The organism is Microcystis sp. M113S1, from assembly GCF_020246945.1.
In the GTDB taxonomy this organism is placed as follows: domain Bacteria; phylum Cyanobacteriota; class Cyanobacteriia; order Cyanobacteriales; family Microcystaceae; genus Microcystis.
Genome location: NZ_JADBSA010000019.1, coordinates 1 through 19014, shown reverse-complemented (window position 1 = coordinate 19014; position 19014 = coordinate 1). Strand labels below are relative to the sequence as shown.

Sequence of the window (19014 nt, the reverse complement as noted above, 5' to 3'; positions counted from 1 at the left end):
AACGAAGTCGTGGCGGTTAGGGAAGTAGAAAAATAGCTCTTGGGAGGAAACTGTAAAACAGTCACTTTGCGATTATAGTAGGTTAACTTCGCCAAAGCAAGTTATTTTTACATTTCTTAGCCTTTAAACGTCAGCCTCTGTTAAAGCTTGAGCGAGCATTGTGGCTAGATGGGATTTATCTTGTTGATTGTAGAGAGCAATGGCTTGACGGTAGTAGGATAAGAGTTCCCGGGCATATTGGATTTGTCCATCGGAAGTTTTTAGATTAAGTAATACCCAGCCTAAATTGTGGTAGGCTTCAGGGTAGTCAGGTTTGAGTTGAATCGCCTGCTCCAGATGAGTTTTCGCTTGCTTCCATTGTCCCAATTGAGCGAGTAATATTCCTAGTCGATAGGCAATAAAAGGCTCCTCACCATTTTTCTGTAGGTAAGCTTGATAAATTTGAAGGGCTTCCGAGGGATTGTTGAGATGCTCATGGCTAATAGCCGTATTGATAAGCACCCAGGCGGCTGCGTTGGGGTGACGACTAGCTTGTTGAAAGCAAGGAAGAGCCTGACTCCATAACCCTTGTTGAGCTTGTTTCCAACCTTTGAAACCCCAAGCAAAGGGATGGTCTTGAATTTGAGTCAGACAGTCTTGAATGCGCCGGTCTAAATCTTGGCTTTGTTGGCTAGTGGTGGCTTTGTCAAGAGCGGCAAGCAGGTAGGGATAAACCCAATATTGAATTTGTTGATTCTTTTGGGAGGGGTTTTGTTTGGATTTAGTAATTGCTTTACTAGCAGCACCAATAGTGGCTTTAAATTGATTTTGATTGAAGGTAATCCAAGCTTGAATTCCGAGAGCAAAGAGATTGTTACTATCAAGTTTTAGGGCTGTGTTGATAGCGGATTCCGCTTCTTGCCAATGACCAATTTTACCGAAAGCCCAGGCTAAATTAACTTGTATCCAAAGAGCTTGAGGTGAAAGTTTAGCCCCTTTTTGTAGTTGTTGTACGGCGGATTCCCAGTTATTTTGATGGCAATATACCAAGCCTAAAACTCCGTACCCTCTACCATCATTAGGGTTTAGTTGAATTGCTTTTTGGGCAGCAATTTCAGCTTGAGTATCATTAAGATGGATTTGCAATAACGCTTGTTCAACCGCAGCTGCACCATTATTGGGTTCGTTGCTTAAACATTTCTCGTAACTTTGAACTGCTTCGACAAGTTTTCCTTGTTTAACTAACTCTCTTGCTTTTTTTTGTAAAGGAGAAACAAATTGACCTTTGAGCGCATCAATCAGTTCGTCAGCAGTTTGGAAACGATCCTCAACATTAATTCTCATTCCGGTTAGGATAACAGTTTCCATTAAATTAGAAATATCTGGATTGAGTTGTCGGGGTGGAATGAGGGGATCTGATGAACGTTGCTGCAATAATGCACTAGCTCTATCCGGTGCTTCAACTGGTAATTGCCCAGTTAAAAGTTCATAGATTGAAGCACAAAAAGCATAAAAATCTGTGGCAGGAAAACGTTTACTCCTTTGACTATATTGTTCATAAGGAGCATAACCCGGGGTTAAGGTTCTGGTCATGTCTCCTGTTTGACCGGCGATAAATTCTCTCGCTGCACCAAAGTCAATTAAAATCGCTTTATCTTGAGGATCAATTAAAATATTGTCAGGTTTAATATCCCGGTGTAAAAAATTATTATTGTGGACGGTTTTTAAGGCATCAGCAATTTGCAGAAAATAGCGTTTAACTCGCTCTTCAGTTAGCTTTTTTTCTTGGGTCAGGATTTTAAAAAGAGATTTTCCCGCAATAAATTCCATGACAATATAAACTGTATCGTTTTCGTCAAACCAATCATAAATTTTAGGGATATTGGCATGATTACATTTTTGTTGATGGTTAGCTTCTAGCTTAAATTTACTTATTTGTTGTCGTTTTATTTGAGGAGAAATAGAGGCAGGCCAAATAACTTTATTCCCTTGTCTAGCAGATTTTTCTGGCCAAAGTTCTTTGATAGCGACAGGAGCATTATTCGTTCGATAAATTCCTTTATAGGTAATGCCAAACCCACCTTCACCTAAAACTTGTTCGATCTGATATTGTCCCTGTTTGAGTAAAGTTCCGATGCTTAGATGATGGAGTGATGTGGTAGTTTTGTCAGGGGATACAGGGGTGAGATTAAAACCACAACTAATACATTGTTGTGTTCCATCGGGATTATCAGTTAGACAGCTTGGACAGAGGATAGACATATTTTTATTGTCTTTGAGACTTATAATTATTGTTAGTTAGGGAAATTACTCTCAGCATTTTCTCTTGCTTCTCTATTTTGAGATTTTTGTTCATCTTCTGGTTGTATACCATGTAAATAATGATCGACTTTATCAACGATAATCTCTCCTTTTTCAAATTTAAAAAGAATTGAACTAGAACTTTTTGACCAAATAGTCTCAAAGTGTTCCGAAATTTCTTTGATAATATCAATATGTAAAATCTCAAAGGCAGGATATTCAAAACCTGCCGAATTTAAACAGTAAATCCAGATCAGTTCTAATTGTTTGCTTGAAAAATAACAAAAGGGTGAGAAAACATCTTTGTGCAGACGAACTTCTAGAGAACCTTGCAATACTTTCCCTGGCAATTCTCTAGATAGCTCTTTTAATAAAGGTGAGAGATTGTTGACTAGGTTTTGTCTATCTCTGTTAAATTTAACATTATTCAAACAATCTAAAAGTAGGGAGTCTGGATGGAGAGTGAGAATTTTAAATTGACAATTATTTTGTAATTTTTCGACAATTACTTTTTTGCCAATCTCATCATCATTCAGAATTCTCACGGTTTCTGATAAGCAAAGCATTTTTATTTGCTCATGGGCATCAAGTTGTCTTAAATTACTTCTAACCATTTCTCTATGAATAGCTACTTTAGGATGAACTGCTTTTAGATATTTAGTAGCTTCGCTCGACTGAAATATTGTTTGTATCTCTTCCAGCATCTCGTTGCGAAAGGCTAATTCAATAGATGATAAAGTAAATGCTAAAACAAAAATAGAAGCATAAAATTCAACACATATAGGGGATATCACACAAGCCCAACTGTTATCCTTGCCACTTTTTTCACACTCTTTATTAAGAATCACCATATCTATTAGCAATAAAATAACAGCGATTGTAGATAGAGAAATGATCAAATTTCTAACTTTTTTACCCAGAGGATAAAAATATTTTAACACTGAAACATTCAAGTTTTTTTGAGACATATTTACACCTCATTGATTGATTAAATATTGTTTAGTTGCCAGAAGTCATAAAACATTGCATAGCTAAAAGCGTTGCATTATCGGTTGCTCCTTGATTAATAACTCTTTGAATGGTTTGATCAACTGCCATTTGTAAAGATTCAAATTGACTAAAAATTTCCGCCAGTTCCTGAGTCGGCACTAAATCCCAAACTCCGTCAGAACAGAGAAGTAAAATATCTTCATTTTCTAAAGTCATTGATAAATTGCTAGTGGTGCGACTTAAATTCTGCACATAACCTTCACTTAAATGTTTTTTTGAACCGATAGATTTGAGTAAGACATTTCGATCTGGATGGGTTAAACTTTCCTCTTCTGTTATTTCACCGTTAGCCACTAACATAGCTACCAGTGAATGATCTTCACTTAGTTGTTTAATTTTTCCTTGTCGTATTAAATAAATTCGACTATCTCCCACATGGGCTATCATTAAGCTATCATTGATCGCTAATGCAACACTTAAAGTTGTTCCGCCATTACGAACAGCATCAGCAATAGATATATTGGCTTTTTGAAATAAATTGAGTAGCCATTCATTACACTGTTCTACTGTTTTAACTTCTGGAGGAAGGTAGTCTTGTAATATAGTTTTAACAGCAATTTGACTAGCTACTTCTCCTTGGGACATTCCTCCCATACCGTCAGCTACAACGCCTAAAACAAGGGTTTCTGAATTACTGAGGTGTTGTTGCCTTACACCGTAGTTATCTTCATTTTGTAAGCGTTCTGTTGAAAGTCCAACGGTTGAATAACTGGCAATATTCCACTGCACTTTCAGACTCCGCAGTGAATGGCGAGTTTCGATTAATAAGCTGAGAAATTGAGCCAGGGGAAAGCGTTCTTCTGGAAGAGAGGACAAGGCAATTTTCAGCAGTTGATAAAGATGCGGAATCGGGTCAATTTCTAAACTAATAATCTGGTCAGATTGGGGTAATTTTTGATGGGTAGTTTGATACAATAAAGCGGCGATCGTATAACTGCTCATTGATTCATTGATAGAACGACTTGAAGCAAGTTCAGGAGCGCAATAATCTCCGATAACACCAGAAGTTAGGCTTTCTTCAATTGAGTAAGCGCAGGTTAAGTCAAAGATTTTGAGGGGTTTGTCTATTTCTATAAACTGGGGAAGCAGGTTGATTAAATACCAGTTTTGTTTAGCTATATAAGAAAATAACTGACAGACTTGAATCACTAACGTTAGTGCTTCTTCTTGAGAATGTTCTGCTTTTAGCCAAGCTTCTAAAGTCAAGTTTTCTTGAGGAAATCGCGTTAACAGAAGAAGTTTTTCTGGTTTCGTCTCGTTTTCGACTGCTGTTTCTGGGTAGTATTCTTCTTCTAAATAGTCTGTTTCTGCGAACTGATTTTCTCCAGAATCATCATCTTTTGTTGAAGTAATATTTACAAATGCAGAATCTTCCGAGACTATTTGTTCAGTGGCAATATCTTCATTTTGTTTTTCATCTACCTCCTGGGATTTTTCCTTGATTGATAGGGTATTAATAATAGCTGAATCTACTTGAATATCAGCGATAAGTGGAGCGATCAAGCTGTAGTTTTGAAGAATTTTTCTCAGTTGCAGTTCCCGATCGAGACTACTATTAAGAGAGCCGACACGCAAAAGTCCCAATTGAGAAGATGTTTCGCCCTTTTCCCCATCGAGATCGGCAATGGGTTGAAACTTGACTTTGAAGTAATAAACATCTGCGGTTAATAACCCTAGATAGGCGATAATTTCTATCTGGTAATCTGCCATAGAAAAAGATTCTTTTTCTTGAATAAGCAGGGGGGAGAAGTTTTCTGTCGATGGTGAAGTCATGAGAGGCAGCCATTAAAACTTTAGTCGAACACAATCGGGGTGGGGCTAACCACCCCAAGAAATGTTAAGGAGTTTGGAAAAGAAAGCGAATTTTAGCGATCGCAATTTCATCACCAGAACTGAGAAGGGTCGGGGCAGTTATTCTGGCGTTAAAGCGAGTTTGACCGATGGGTTTAATAAAAACCCCATTCAGAGAACCGAGGTCTTTAATTTTCCAAGTTCCTCCATCGGGATAAATTTCCGCATGGTTGCGGGAAACGGTTTCGTTATCGGGGAATTTTTCTAAGTCCACATCCACAGGTCCGGTGTCCGAGTCAAAGATGCCAATCAAGGTAAAACCATCAATGAAAAATTCAGCAACCGGGGCGTTAGGGTGCTTGGCAATCAGTCGGGCCGTTGTTGTTATTGCTGGAGTAATCGGTTGGGGCAGCGGTTCTGGTGTGAGTGTTATCGTCTCGGCAATCGGTTGGGGAATTGGCCTGGGTGTGGGTTCCGGGATGGGATCGGGGATTGGAGGCGTAGGTGATGGCGATGCGGTCAATTCTGCACCACAAGCGTCACAGTATTCTGCTCCCTGGGGGTTTTGATCATAGCCGCAAACATTGCAAACAATAGCCATTGGTTTTTCTCCTTTTTGAGGAATTAATTAGATTGAAATTAATCTCACTGTTGTCTGACTTGGTGCAAGAAGTCTGCTCAAGTACCGGTTAGTTTCCGAATAGTTTCTTCCGAGAGATCGTCGTTGAGGTCATCGCCCATCTTGACAGTTTTTCCTCTCGATCCCATTTTGACAGTTTTGCGGGTTCCAGAGGAAATCTGACGAGTTTTGCGTAATTCTTCAATCCCTTCATTGAGAGATTCGAGCATGGCATCATTGCCAATTTGAACCGTGATGCGACGGGCAGTTTCTAGGAGTTTTTCCGCTTGTTGGGGGTTACTCTCCGACATGCGAGTTGCGTCGTCAACTAATTGGGAAATATTACGTTGTTGAACGTATCCCATAACTTCTTGATCGACCTGCGCTGTCCCCCCCTGTCCAGGCACAAACTGGACAACAACGTTCTGCGGTAGTAATTCCCCCCGTCGGTTTAAGCCAGGAATGTCATAAGTCAAGCCCAGTTGAGCCAGACGAATTTTTGAACTAGGACGACTATCGATAGCAAATTCTAAGATAAAGATGGTTTCATCCTTTGCTTTGGCGGCACCAATCGGATAGGGAGCTTGATTTAAGGAAAATTCTGCCAAATCGGGATAAACACGGGTAACGCGCAGAAGTTTGACTCCCTGAACAGTTTTTAAGCTCAGGACAAGATTGTTAATCACTTCTTGCTGGGCTTGCTGATAGTCTGCCAGTAGGAGGTTGGGAAGATCGGCAATAGAAACATCGTTACCACTAGCCGTTCCTGGAACAATGTGACGGCAATGCCCTCCCGTCTTGCCGCTTATGTCTGTCAGCAAGTTTTCGTTAAACTCGCCCACACCCAACGCCGTAATCGAAATCCCTTGACTGGCAAATTGTTGGGCTAAGTTTTGGCAATCATCTTCATCAAAGGTGTCGCCATCGGTAAAGATCATGGTATGGCGGCTAGTCATGCTTTGATTAGCTAGGAGAGCCAGGGCTTGATTAATGCCTCTCCCCATACAAGTTCCACCGCTAAAATTTCGCAGTTTAGCGATCGCATCTTCCAGTTGACGGGTTTGGGTAACTGGTGTTAAGCCAATCAGAGTAGAGGCTTGATCGTCAAATTGGATCAGAGCAATCCGATCTTCCGGGGTGAAGCGTCCTGAATTAATCAGGGTGCGAAGCGACTCAATAACCATGTCGATTTTGGCAATGCCGCCCACCACTCTCGTGTATTTCTTCCCATCTTGTATATAGGTTTCGCCGGTGGGTTGAAAATCGCCGGCCACAATTTCGTACATCGAGCCACTGGTGTCAATTAGAAAGACAAAGGTAGTAGAAGGACGGGTTTGAGCGACTTCTCTAGTGGGTCGCAGCTTCAGCATAATAAACAGTCGCTGATCTGGTGTATCGGCCGGTAAAAATTCTCGATGGGGGGTAATAGATACGTTAAGCATTAAAATTTCCTTCAGAGAACAGGTTAAGTGTTGAAAATGTCTTCTAAGGGGGGGAACATTCCCTCCATGGGTTCTATGGCCGCTAGATCGGGGGCAAAAAGAGGGGGTAACTCTTGATCTCCTTCGTCTTGGATGTTTTCAATGTTCGACTCGCTCAGTAGCGGTAAATCTAGGGTCAGGACAGTTTCTCGATAGCCTTCTCGGATATCTTCGACCCAAGCGGCGATAATTTGATTGAGACGGTGATCGTTGATAGAGCATGAGCTTCTGGCCTGAAAATGTTTTCGGATTGCTTGGCGAATTTCCTTGGTGAAGATAGCTTCAGGATCATTTTCCTGATCGGCGGTTAGATCTAGAGGATAATCATATCTTTCTGGCGAATTTTTCAGGTGAAGAAAGAATTTATAGACTACCATTTGGGCGGCTAAAATAAGATTAATGAGTTGATAGTATTCGATTGGACGGTTCGGGCGATGTTTTTACCTCTAGCGTAATCTGTCCAAATTTCCGGCGATCACCATCCTTTAATTGATGCGCTAGTTTTTTCATTCCCTTGGCTTGTCCATAGGACGAGTTATACTGCATGATAATGATTTCCCCTTTTTGAAAAACCTGAGCCGTGATCGGGGCATAACCCTGTTTTTTGGGTAAGTAAATATTAGCTTCCGAGGAACTGCCCAAAATGATCGGGCGAGAGCCTAATAAAAATTCTCGTTGTTCCGTAGGACTCCAATGCACGATCAGTTTAGCTTGTCGAGTCAGCAGTTCCAAAAGAGCGATCATCATGCCAATACAAAAACCCAAAATCGCTGAACCCACTAAACGTCCGGCGATCTCATTACTCGCTCCAGCTTGCCCTGAGAGAAGCCCAAGGGTCAGCAAAACAAAACCCATTCCTCCCATCGCGCCACCGAGAAACCCGCCCAATACCGCCCTGCCGATTTTCAGATTGGGGACAAAATGAGCCATGCCGCCGCCAAGCATTGTCCCTAAAATCGTCCAACCCAGAAGTGGCCCCCCTGGGGTCAGGGTGGGAATGCTTTGAATGAGAAAACGAGAGACAAGGAGTCCTGAGCTACCAGCAACCAATCCGGCAACGATTCCCCCCACCGTACCGATGCTTGTCTCGCCCAGGGAAAGAAGGCGGCGACGACGTTGATAGAGGTTCTGACCGACAATTAACGCTAAAGAAGCACCCACAGACAGGATAGCCGTCCAGCCACCTGTCCGCAAAGCATCATAGATAAATCTAAATTGAGGGGTTTGCAGTTGGTTTTTAGGAAGAGATTGGCTGAGTAAAGTGTATAAAATTCCTTGATTTTGCTTTTGTTCTCCGATCAGCTGCGAATCATAGATGAGTTTTGCCGCAGATTGAAAGGCTTGGTCAAATTCTCCCGAATTAGCATAGAAGACTTTTTTATCTTCTCCCGTCAGTTGAGTCAGAAAGTTTTGATCGGCATCTCCCGTTCCGACGGCAATAATATTGATTTTTTGGCTCAGAGCAGTTTGACCGATGTTTAGCGTCGCCTCTACAATCGGTTGGCGATCTTCTTCTTTCAGGGTTGTTTCAGCGATGGCTTTACCGATGGTGGGGAGTACACTTTCAAATCCTTGTCGTCCTGCGGCGGTTTCACCGATTAAGAAGGTTTCTCCAGGTGCGGGGAGTTGCAGTTGTTCAAAAGTAGCGCGATCATCAGGTTGAATGACTAAGTGCAGTTGAGCAATTTGATTTTCCTTTAAAACATTAGTGGTTGCTTCTAAAGAAGGAATTTCTCGATCGGGTATTAAAGGAGGAGCATCGGTAATCAGCAGTACGACTTTGGTTGCATGGGAACGGAAAGGCTGACGGGCAGCTAATGCCAAAGCATCTAAGCTACTTTCTGGCGGATCATTACCGTTAACCTGTTGAATGCTGCCGACTTGCTCACTAAAGCGATCGCTATCAGGGGTGAATACAGAACCATCAAAGTTGAGAATTTGTGGCTCTTCGCCAAATAAGCGATCGCCAAAAGCGATTAGGCCTATTTGAGCATCAAGTTTCCGTTTTTTGAGTTCTTGGGCAAAGTTTTGGATGCCTTGTTGTACTCCGGCGATCTCCTCATTCATACTGCTAGTAACGTCGAGAACAATCATAATATCAATTTGTTCTGGAGAAGGAGCCGGGGCGGGTTGTCCATCTGTAAACAGCAAGATATGACGATCCGATGTGGCAGACTCTAGTTGCTCAATCGCCGTTGCCAGTCCTAAATCCATTCTTGTCCCCCCACCATCAGATAAATTGTCAATGGCTTGATTGAGGGTGGCTAAATCTGAAGTTAGTCCTGTGCCAATTTGAACCTGACTGCCGAAACCAACCACCGCAAAGCGATTAAACGACCGATCCTGTCGCTCGATAAAGGCTTTTGCGGCATTTTTCGCCTCTTGTAATTTATTGTCATCGTTCATGCTGCCAGAGGTATCAATCAACATTACGACAGATTGAGGATTCTGTTCGACAATTGGCGGACGTTCAGTCACCGTGAGAAAAACCTCTCCTAGCGCGATCGCCGCTACCAGACATCCTCCCGCACCACATAATCCAAAAATTAGGGGTTTTCTGAGATTTCGCCTGATCTGGCCCAATAAGTTCTGCATTTTAATTTCGGGGGAGTATATTATCTATTCGCCAGAAGACCTGTGATTTACGCCAAAGCTGTCACAAAAGTACACAAAAAAAGGATATGGCTGAATAAACAGTCAATTAGTGAGTAAATTGTTCAACCTCTACAGGGATTTGTGTTTCTAAACTACTCGTAATTGAGCTTTGTAAAGTAATCAGTTTTTCGTAACTAATGTCATCGTTTTCAGACTTAATCGACAAATATTGCCAATTCAAAGTAGTATCTGGAATTTTCTAGTTAACATTTTAGGGGGTCTCATTGCTTACACTTATAATCCTATTAAGCCTTCTCTGCATTTAGAGGCAAAAAGCTTACCTGCTCTAACTTATGCCTTTTTTAAACTGCATCGAACTCACATTTTACCCCTGTCAGCTTTCACCGATATTCAGCAAGCCCTAGGTAAAAAAATTAATTGTTTCAATCAACAATCTCAAATTCTATTGACTGCTCTTGGGCAAAATTATAGGTAAAATGATCGATAATATTGGTATCGCTCAATTCGAGATTATAAAAATCGATCGCTGGTTGATCAAAAAGTGGGCCAGCGTGCCAAGTTCCCACCTCTAATTTAATAAAACAGTCGCCGGGGATGCGAAAAACCCTTAATTTTTCTAAATCCGGTTGAGTCTGAGGACTAGGGGGGGCCACTCCTAAAAACCACTCTTGTCCCCCCAAAGAACCAAGACATTGGGTACATTGACTATGACGAGTAATTCGCTTAAATTTACGTCCGCGAGTCTGTAAACGCATAATATAAAAGCGCGGCACACCGTTTTTTAAATGCAGTTGTGCATCGCTTTCATCAAATATTTTCCCGTCATGACTAGGGGTTATTAATTGACCGTAGGGACGGAAACTCTCGGCGGTAATTAGTTGCGATGCCAGGGGACGAATGGTAATCGAATTACTCATAAAAATTACTGCTGACTAACAGTTATAGCTGTACCATCTCGGAGAGAAAGAATATTATTAACGGCAATTCTTTCCCCGGCATTTACTCCAGAAATAACCTGATAAGCTTGCCCTTGAATTGTGCCGACTTGAATTGGTTTTTGTCTTACCACTAAACGCTCCTCGGCATTTTCTTGACCTTCTTTAGCCTTTTCTTTTTCGGCCACAAAAACAAAATTTTGCGCCCCGATGCTAGTCACTGCCGTGGTGGGGATTAATACCCCCGGTTTTTGATCCCAAATTACCCGCGCCCGCACATATTGATTATTGCGAAGACTGCCATCATTAGTAAAGGAAAATTTCACTAAAACCGATTGGGTAGCTTGGGAAACGGTGGGGGAAATAAAAGTTACTTGACCGCGAACCCCCGCACTGCCATCAGGATTAATAATTTCCACGGGCAACCCGACACGCAGACGCGGTTGTAATTCCACGGGAATCTGCACATTTAGTTCCAAAGTTTTATTGTTAGTCAACGAGGTTAATTCTTCACCCAGGGAGATAATATCGCCGACTTTTCTTTGATTAAAATCGCCGACAAAACCATCAATCGGGGCGGTAATGGTGTTAAAAACTAAATTCTGACGCGTCGCCCCTAATTGCCCCTCAGTGCTGGCTACCGCCGCTTGACGACTGTTCACCGTTGCCGCTGCCGCCGCCACCTGTTGCTGTGACGCTAATTCGTTTTGAATGGCGATATTTAATGCTTCTTTGTTTGCCTGTAGGGTAGCTCTAGCCGCCGTCACCTGTTGACGGGCCGCATCACGATTTTTAGATCGGGCTTCTACTTCTGCCTTGGCGGCCTGAATGTCGCGGCGACGATCATCTAAGTCCTGTTGGGGCTGTGCCCCTTGTTTGACCAGAAATTCGGCTCTTTTTAGGTTTTTTTCCGCTAAATCTAAATTAGCTCTCGCTCTCTGTAAATCGGCTTCGGCGGCGCTCAAGGTGGCGATCTGACTTTTAACATTAGCTTCGGCATTGGCCACATTTGCCCGATTCTGGGCAATTTGGGCTTGATTTGCCCTCGCTTGCGCTTGTCTTTGCCTTAAATCCGCCTCAGACGCATTGAGGTTCGCTTTGGCCGAATTTACCTGGCCGATGCCGGCGTTTACCTGTTGCTGTTGTTGTTCGGGATCCAATTCGGCGATTTTTTGTCCCTGAGTTACCTGATCGCCAGATTTAACGAAAATAGACCGAATCCGACCAGTAATCTGAGGGGAGACGCTAACACGCTGTTGGGCGATCAAAGTACCCACAAATTCGCTACTTTGCACTAATTTGTCGGTGCCGAGGGTTTGCAGTTTGACGGGAACAGCCGCCGGTCCTGTGGCCTGGGGGGTTTGGGGGGCGCAACCAGCTACAATTAGGGAAACGGCGATCGACGAACCGATCGCTGTCGATACGTTAACGGATCGTTTAATCATTGTTAAATTTGGGGGTTTTTGGCAGAAAAAGTGCTAGTAAATCGGAAAAAGAAGATGAAGATGAGGAGAGAAGCTTTTCCTTAAATTTTACTCTACAGAATTGATCGCCGTGATCACTGTTTGCTTTGCCCTAAGCTAACAATATTACAGGTAACTAATCTTTGGGCGAGGGTGGTGTATTCTAGGCGACCACCGGCAATCTGGTATTCGTCCCGGGGCGCCGGCAGATGACCGACGGGAGCATTGAGGGTATAGTTAAGATTTTCTTTAAAAATAATCCAATCACCATCTTTACGCCAACCGATTCGATCGCCAAAAGTTTGAAAATTTTCGATCGCCACTAAGCGGCCCGGTCGATTACCTGTCTCGATAAAAATGCGAAATTGGGTACTGAAACTAAAACGACCCCCGGAAGCTTCTTTCCAGAGTTGATCCATCTTTTGCAGATCCCAACAGGCCAATTTTTGCAGGTCTTCCATGGTAAACCAGCCCTGTAATTCCCGTCCGGTTGCTTTCAGGATTAAATTACGGGTTTCATCGTTAGCTTGTCGCCAATTTTGTTGAGCGAGGAAATTTTTCAGGCGAGTGTAATTAATGCCCGTGGTCGGTGATACCATTTCCCCAGAGGTGGCAGTCTGGGCAACGATCGCCGGCAAGGGATTGAGAAATAAAGCGATCGCAAGAGTGATCTGACACAAGGAAAAATTAATTCTCATAAACCCTATTTATTAACCTGATGCAAAGAAATCCTACAATAGCATAGACGAAATTTGCCGTTTTTACCGCCTCCTTAACTCCTATGGCTTTCACTTGGATCCGACACCACATTTTGGGATTGCAAGACTGGCAACCGGAAGAATACCAAACCCTGCTACAAACGGCCTCTAGTTTTCGTGAAGTTCTTTCCCGACGTACCAAGAAAGTGCCGGCCCTACAAGGTCAAGTGGTGACAAATCTTTTTTTTGAACCTTCCACCCGCACCCGTAGTAGTTTTGAACTAGCGGCCAAACGTCTCTCGGCCGATGTTCTCAATTTTGCCCCGGGTAGTTCCAGTTTGACTAAGGGGGAAACGATTCTCGATACCGCTTTAACCTATGTGGCCATGGGTACGGATATCTTTGTCATTCGACATCAACAGTCGGGAGTTCCCGATTTAATTGCCGCAGAAATGGATCGTTTGCAGTCGGGGGTCAGTATTCTTAATGCTGGAGACGGTCAACACGAACACCCCTCCCAGGGACTTTTAGACCTGTTTACGATCTGTTGTCTGTTAGATGAGGAAAATCCCCGTTTAGAACTGTTAGAGGGCAAAAAAATCGCTATTGTTGGGGATATACTCCATTCTCGTGTCGCTCGGTCTAATATCTGGAGTTTAACCACGGCTGGGGCGGAAGTACATTTGTCCGCACCCCCCACCCTACTGCCGAAATATTTTGGGGAATTGTGCGATCGCCTATTTCTCCACTGGGATTTAGAACCAGCTTTAGAAAAGGCCGATTTTGTGATGACCCTGCGACTGCAAAAAGAACGAATGACTGCCAATCTTTTGCCCAGTTTACGGGAATATCATCAAAGTTTTGGCATTACTCGTCCTCGTTTGCAATCCTGTCAACCGGGGGTTAAGGTACTTCATCCCGGTCCTGTGAATCGGGGAGTGGAAATTAGTTCCGATTTAATGGACGATCCCGATTTTAGTCTGATTTCCCAACAAGTTACCAGTGGTGTCGCTGTCAGAATGGCTTTGTTATACCTCATCGGTAATCTTCGCAGCGACCAGTAAAAGCTTCTCAGGGATTTGCTCTTTTAGTCTGGTTTCATTGAAACAATCCTAAAGTTTCTATCAAGGTAAATATCATACTTTCTTCCTCCGTCACACACAGCATCTTCTGCTTCAAATAGGTTAGTCTCAACATCAAATTTCATCGCTCTAGGATTCCTACAACCCTGTTTTAACAAAGTATCAGTCAACTGCGATTTTTCTTCTGCGGTCAAAGCTCGATAATCACTACTATTAGCTTGACCTGCATAGATTGACATTCCCATAATACTAAGGGATAGTAAGCTTATGATCGATTTGGTCTTCATTTTTTCAACTTCCTGAATACAATAAAAACATCATTCCAAGGGTTTTAGACCCAAGTTTTCGGTAATTAGTTCGGCACGATTACCAGTCAACTTTATCTTAGGGGAAGCATACCTATTTTGCAATAAGTATAAATACTCAAGCTACCCCTAGGGCTTTTCTAGAAACTTTGACCGATACCGAATTCCGTTCTCAAGGGAAGGGTATAATTAAACTAAGAAATCAACATTTTCAGCTAAAGCCATGCAATTAGCCTTAGAACAAATTATCGTCAATCCCGGTCAACAGTTACTTTTAAAAGAGCTTAACTGGCAAAAATTTGAGACAATATTATCAGAATTAGGAGAAAGTCGTGCTTCTCGGTTATCCTACAGTAACGGAATATTAGAAATTATGGTACCTTTACCCGAACATGAAAAAGATAAAGAAATCATTAGTTATATGGTTCAGTTTTTGTTAGAAGTACTCAATATTGATTTTGAACCGTTAGGATCAACAACATTTAAAAACGAGCGGATGAATCAAGCGGTTGAACCTGATGCCTGTTTTTATATTAAAAACTATCAAGCCGTTATTGGCAAAAATAGACTTAATTTAGAAAGTGATCCCCCCCCTGATTTAGTCCTAGAAATTGATATTACTTCCCGTACCTATTTAGATAATTATCGACAGTTAGGTGTTCCCGAACTGTGGCGTTATACTCAAAGTGGCCTACAGATTAATTTATTACAAGAAGGAGAATATATTGAGTCTTTAAGCAGTCCCAATTTTCCTCAGATTCCGATTATTGAATTAATTAATCAATTTGTTAAACAAAGTCAACAACTGGGGAGAAGTGAAGCCATCAGAAACTTTAAAAATTGGCTGACGGAAAATATAGATAATAGTTGAAAAATCCTAACATTTTTGACTTAGATAAATTTGTCCGTCGAGAGTTGTATAAACTTCTTGCGGTTCAATGATTCAGTTTGTTACTAGAATCTAGTTCACAAAAATAGATTAGATCATTGTTTTGAGCAGGGGATTTTTTAACCTCAGTGGGTGTGGATAAATCAGACAGGACAGAGGTTACAGCCGTTGGTGCTAGTTCTGAAAGTACCATGGTTATTCATTCCTCGTAGTTCGATTTTTACTTTGATAATTAATCAATTCACCGAGGCCGATTAAAATTCTAGAAACTAGCAGAATGAGAGCCTCTTGATTAAGAAAATATCCCGTAGAGGCTGTTAAAAAGTTACTGTTTTCTTGTCAGTTAAATTTTGTTAAGATAATGCCCAAAAACTACAATTTATGGTAGGAAAAGAGGTAAGTCGAAACCGAGTTTGATTTTTGCTTACTCTAAATCAGAAAGGGCATTGGGCAAGATTAGCTAACTATCCCTTTTTTGCCTCTTCCAGGTCATGATAATGCTGATAAGCGCCGATTTCGGGGTTAAAGGGGGCGATTTCTTCAGTTACAGTTAATCCCAAACCTTCTAACATTGCTTGTAGGACAGAATCGGGGGCCAGACGCAGATAATCGGGATTAATTTCTAGGGCTACATGACGATTACCGAGGTGATAGGCAGCTTTGAGGAGTAAATCGGTTGAAGGGGCGGTAATAGTGATAACTGGTTCTGGTTTAGCAATAATTTGAATAATTTCGCCGTTTTCCCCCCGCAGGAAATCGCGATCCTGTAGAATTGTGCCGCGGGGTAAACGAAAACAGAGGGAAAAACCTTCGGGACTGTCGAGACGATAACGGCTGCGAGTGCGTTCTTCGGCCGTAAGTAGAAGGCTAAAAACTACCGTTTCTGGGGGAGGTGGACTAGCGGTATGACGGGGGGGTAAGCGCTCGGTAAAAGTTAACATGGTAGTAGTCAATGGGAAAAAACATTCTTAATTGTAGCCCTGACTCCAGCTTGACCCGAAAAACTGAGGAACTTTTTCTATTTATTCTCCCGTTGCAGACGAATCATCTCATTTTGCACCCGTCGTCTCAAGTTATCATCGCTACGAATCCGGTTAGTAATGGCGTTAAATTGAGCTGCGGTGAAGCCACTATCTTGGACAATCTTTTTTGAGTTATTACAATAATCGACGGCAATTCTTTGGGCATCAGCTGGAAGATTATTAAAGCTTTCCCGGTGGTTACAGGTAATTACTGGGGGACTTTTGCCTAAAATTTGCGAAATTGCCTGATAAGCTTGTTTTCTTTCGGTTTCGATCAACAAAACTGCTTTGGCATAACGTTTAATTTGGTCAGCCGTAAAATCTTGAGTATAAGCGGAAGACCGGAAACTAACTACCTCCGTCGTCCAAGAAAATTCGGGAATCACACCGCCAAGAATGGCGATTACTGCCAAAAAAGTCACAATAAAAGAACGTCTTAAGCTTTGACCTAGATCGGCTAGGGGATAGCAGTAAATCACCATGCGAGTTTGTCGCTGAATAGATAATGATAGCAAACTTTCCAGTTAAATCCTGCTTTTTTGAATATTTTTAACGATCATAAGTTCCAATTCTAGCCAATATCTCCTGGGCCCGAACCTTAATTTTTGGGCAGAAATTGCTTTGGTAAACTTTTTTAACGTTTCTAGGGGCAAAATTAGTTAAAAATCTTGGAGAGAACCGATGAACGATTTTTGGGAAGTTAGGATGCCTATCGCTTTTAGAGAATATTTATCGGCAATTTAGCCCCCTAATCTCTTTTTATTAGCTTATATCGCTGTTAATCTCTCGCTTATTCCTTTTTGTGTCTCCAGTGGCGAGGAATCAGGAGGAAATCTAGATAAATTAAAGGTTTCAGCGATTCCGATCGAGACAATTCCCGCTTAGAATAATGCAGTGGAATATATAGCCAATGAGGATTTGAGGCATTATTTAGTGATCTCGATCCTGGCGAGTCCTCCACAGGGGAACCATAATAAACTACTGACAACCACCCTAAACTCAGAAAAACCGCAAAACAAGGAGTTAGCGCATGAATAAAGGTGAATTAATCGATCAAATCGCTCTCAAAGCCTCTGTCACCAAAAAACAAGCAGATGCTGTTCTCACTGCCGCCATCGAAACCATTATCGAAGCGGTTTCTGAGGGGGACAAAGTAACCCTAGTAGGATTCGGTTCCTTCGAGGCCCGGGAACGTCAGGCCAGGGAAGGACGCAACCCGAAAACCGGCGATAAGATGGAGATTCCGGCCACTCGCGTCCCGGCTTTCTCGGCGGGTAAACTGTTTAAAGACAGAGTGGCCCCAGATAAGGAAGAATTAGGGCTGGCTGAATAAATCTAAAAACCTTGTTGGATAAGACTTTTAGACTTTTTTCCCATCAAAGAGTGCCTTAGCCAGGGGTGATCGGGGGGAAAATTCAGGGACTTTTTCCCTGAAAATTAGGTAGTTGACCACCTGAAAATAGGTAAAACCCTACACCCCACACCCCACACCCCACACCCTGCCCCCAGGGAAAACTTTTTGCCGCAAACCCTAATTACTGTTGAGCTTCGATCGCTGTAAGTCTTTTGCCTAGACCTAAACATGGTGGTAATCTTGACTGGGCGGCCGCCATTGCCGGCTGTCCGGTTTCCTCTATTCTCGATTTTTCTGCCAGTATCAACCCCCTCGGTCCGCCGGAAAGCGCCCTAACCGCTATTAAAAGCCATTTAACCAGTCTGACTCGTTATCCTGACCCCGCGTATTGGCAGTTGCGTTCTGCCCTCGGCCAATGGCACAATATCGGGCCAGATTGGATTCTCCCCGGCAATGGTGCGGCTGAGTTATTAACCTGGGCCGGTCGGGAATTAGCAGCATTTGATAGTGTTTATGTACTAACACCCGCTTTTAATGATTACGAACGGGCTTTAAAAAGTTTTGGTGGGAAAATCTGCAAACATTCCCTAGATTTAACCAGTTTAAAGCCGGTTAATCCCGAAAAACAAGGCTTATTACTCAATAATCCCCACAATCCCACGGGGAAACTCTGGACGGTGGCGGCCATTCGTCCCTATCTATCGCAATTTGGTTTGGTGGTAGTGGATGAAGCTTTTATGGATTTTTTACCCCCGCAACAACAGGAGAGTTTAATATCTCTCTTGCCGGAATATCCCAATCTCGTGATTGTGCGTTCCCTAACTAAATTTTACAGTCTCCCCGGTTTACGTCTAGGATACGTCCTCGCCCATCCCGATCGCCTGTTACAATGGCAAAGATGGCGCGATCCTTGGTCGGTGAATAATTTGGCCGTGGTTGCCGCTATTGCGGGAATTGAAGATAGGGATTTTCAACAACAAACTTGGGATTGGTTAACAGAGGCCCGTGAGGATTTATGGCAGGGATTAGCTAATTTTACGCAATTACAGCCCCAAACCAGTGCCGCTAACTTCCTCTTAGTACAATCTCAATCTTCCTGTTTACCCCTACAGGAAGCTTTATTAAAATATCATCGAATTTTCATCCGCGATTGTCTCAGTTTCCCCGAATTGGGGAGCAATTATTTTCGGGTCGCTGTCCGTTTACCGGCAGAAAATCAACGATTATTATCGGCTTTAGAGAGTATTTTAGCCGCGTCTGATAAGTAGTCGTGCAAAATAAATTTCCTATCTGGCTTGTTCTCGGTAAGTTTTCGGTTTTTTTGGGAATTTGTCTTTGATGGGTTCGTAGAGGGAGTCGATAATTTCTTCGGTTTGTTCTCTGGCTTGATTTAATATTCCTAAGTCATTGGGATACCTAATGTCAGCCG

General features: G+C 42.5%; 17 protein-coding genes. 4 read left to right on the top strand and 13 right to left on the bottom strand.

Going from position 1 to position 19014, the window contains the following annotated elements; genetic code table 11:
* Positions 1–123: 123 nt before the first annotated feature.
* From IM319_RS01205 to IM319_RS01160, 10 genes are all read right to left on the bottom strand, one after another.
* A complete protein-coding gene (locus IM319_RS01205) occupies positions 124–2241 on the bottom strand; it encodes a protein kinase domain-containing protein (RefSeq protein WP_287734308.1) in 2118 nt (705 codons plus the stop codon).
* 32 nt (positions 2242–2273) lie between these two features.
* Positions 2274–3248, bottom strand: coding sequence for a hypothetical protein (locus IM319_RS01200; protein ID WP_287734307.1), 975 nt, complete (start codon positions 3246–3248; stop codon positions 2274–2276).
* Positions 3249–3279: 31 nt separating this feature from the next.
* Complete coding sequence (locus IM319_RS01195; protein WP_287734306.1) at positions 3280–5103, bottom strand: PP2C family protein-serine/threonine phosphatase; 1824 nt, start codon at positions 5101–5103, stop codon at positions 3280–3282.
* Positions 5104–5167: 64 nt separating this feature from the next.
* Positions 5168–5722 carry an FHA domain-containing protein gene (locus IM319_RS01190; protein WP_287734305.1) on the bottom strand — a complete coding sequence of 185 codons (555 nt, stop codon included), beginning with the start codon at positions 5720–5722 and terminating at the stop codon, positions 5168–5170.
* A gap of 77 nt (positions 5723–5799) precedes the next feature.
* A complete protein-coding gene (locus IM319_RS01185; RefSeq protein ID WP_287076170.1) occupies positions 5800–7182 on the bottom strand; it encodes a vWA domain-containing protein in 1383 nt (460 codons plus the stop codon).
* 23 nt (positions 7183–7205) lie between these two features.
* Positions 7206–7598, bottom strand: coding sequence for a hypothetical protein (locus IM319_RS01180; RefSeq protein WP_287734304.1), 393 nt, complete (start codon positions 7596–7598; stop codon positions 7206–7208).
* Between the two features lie 19 nt (positions 7599–7617).
* Positions 7618–9816 carry a VWA domain-containing protein gene (locus IM319_RS01175; RefSeq protein WP_287734303.1) on the bottom strand — a complete coding sequence of 733 codons (2199 nt, stop codon included), beginning with the start codon at positions 9814–9816 and terminating at the stop codon, positions 7618–7620.
* Between the two features lie 443 nt (positions 9817–10259).
* Positions 10260–10754 (bottom strand): ureidoglycolate lyase, encoded by a 495-nt coding sequence (locus IM319_RS01170; protein ID WP_287734302.1) that lies wholly within the window; start codon positions 10752–10754, stop codon positions 10260–10262.
* Between the two features lie 5 nt (positions 10755–10759).
* The gene (locus IM319_RS01165) at positions 10760–12217 is read right to left on the bottom strand and encodes an efflux RND transporter periplasmic adaptor subunit (RefSeq protein WP_287734301.1); all 1458 of its coding nucleotides are present in this window, start codon (positions 12215–12217) and stop codon (positions 10760–10762) included.
* A gap of 113 nt (positions 12218–12330) precedes the next feature.
* Positions 12331–12933, bottom strand: coding sequence for a GUN4 domain-containing protein (locus IM319_RS01160; RefSeq protein ID WP_286826246.1), 603 nt, complete (start codon positions 12931–12933; stop codon positions 12331–12333).
* An 83-nt stretch (positions 12934–13016) separates the two neighbouring features.
* On the opposite strand from IM319_RS01160, the gene IM319_RS01155 reads away from it, so the two are divergent.
* Positions 13017–13997, top strand: a complete 981-nt coding sequence (locus tag IM319_RS01155; RefSeq protein ID WP_149976693.1) for an aspartate carbamoyltransferase catalytic subunit — start codon at positions 13017–13019, stop codon at positions 13995–13997.
* Positions 13998–14020: 23 nt separating this feature from the next.
* On the opposite strand, the gene IM319_RS01150 is transcribed toward IM319_RS01155, so the two are convergent.
* The gene (locus IM319_RS01150; protein ID WP_287685147.1) at positions 14021–14302 is read right to left on the bottom strand and encodes a hypothetical protein; all 282 of its coding nucleotides are present in this window, start codon (positions 14300–14302) and stop codon (positions 14021–14023) included.
* Positions 14303–14543: 241 nt separating this feature from the next.
* Here IM319_RS01150 and IM319_RS01145 point away from each other — a divergent pair, with 241 nt between their 5' ends.
* Positions 14544–15191 (top strand): Uma2 family endonuclease, encoded by a 648-nt coding sequence (locus IM319_RS01145; protein ID WP_002759554.1) that lies wholly within the window; start codon positions 14544–14546, stop codon positions 15189–15191.
* 482 nt (positions 15192–15673) lie between these two features.
* Here IM319_RS01145 and ureE read toward each other — a convergent pair whose 3' ends face one another.
* Positions 15674–16150: an urease accessory protein UreE gene (gene ureE, locus IM319_RS01140; protein ID WP_079207696.1), complete on the bottom strand. Its 477-nt coding sequence runs from the start codon at positions 16148–16150 to the stop codon at positions 15674–15676.
* Positions 16151–16227: 77 nt separating this feature from the next.
* Positions 16228–16713: a DUF4168 domain-containing protein gene (locus IM319_RS01135; protein WP_287734323.1), complete on the bottom strand. Its 486-nt coding sequence runs from the start codon at positions 16711–16713 to the stop codon at positions 16228–16230.
* Positions 16714–17261: 548 nt separating this feature from the next.
* Between IM319_RS01135 and IM319_RS01130 the strand changes: the two genes are divergently transcribed.
* Positions 17262–17564, top strand: a complete 303-nt coding sequence (locus IM319_RS01130; RefSeq protein WP_002778840.1) for an HU family DNA-binding protein — start codon at positions 17262–17264, stop codon at positions 17562–17564.
* Positions 17565–17797: 233 nt separating this feature from the next.
* Positions 17798–18853, top strand: coding sequence for a threonine-phosphate decarboxylase CobD (cobD, locus tag IM319_RS01125; RefSeq protein WP_287734300.1), 1056 nt, complete (start codon positions 17798–17800; stop codon positions 18851–18853).
* The last annotated feature ends 161 nt before the right edge of the window (positions 18854–19014 follow it).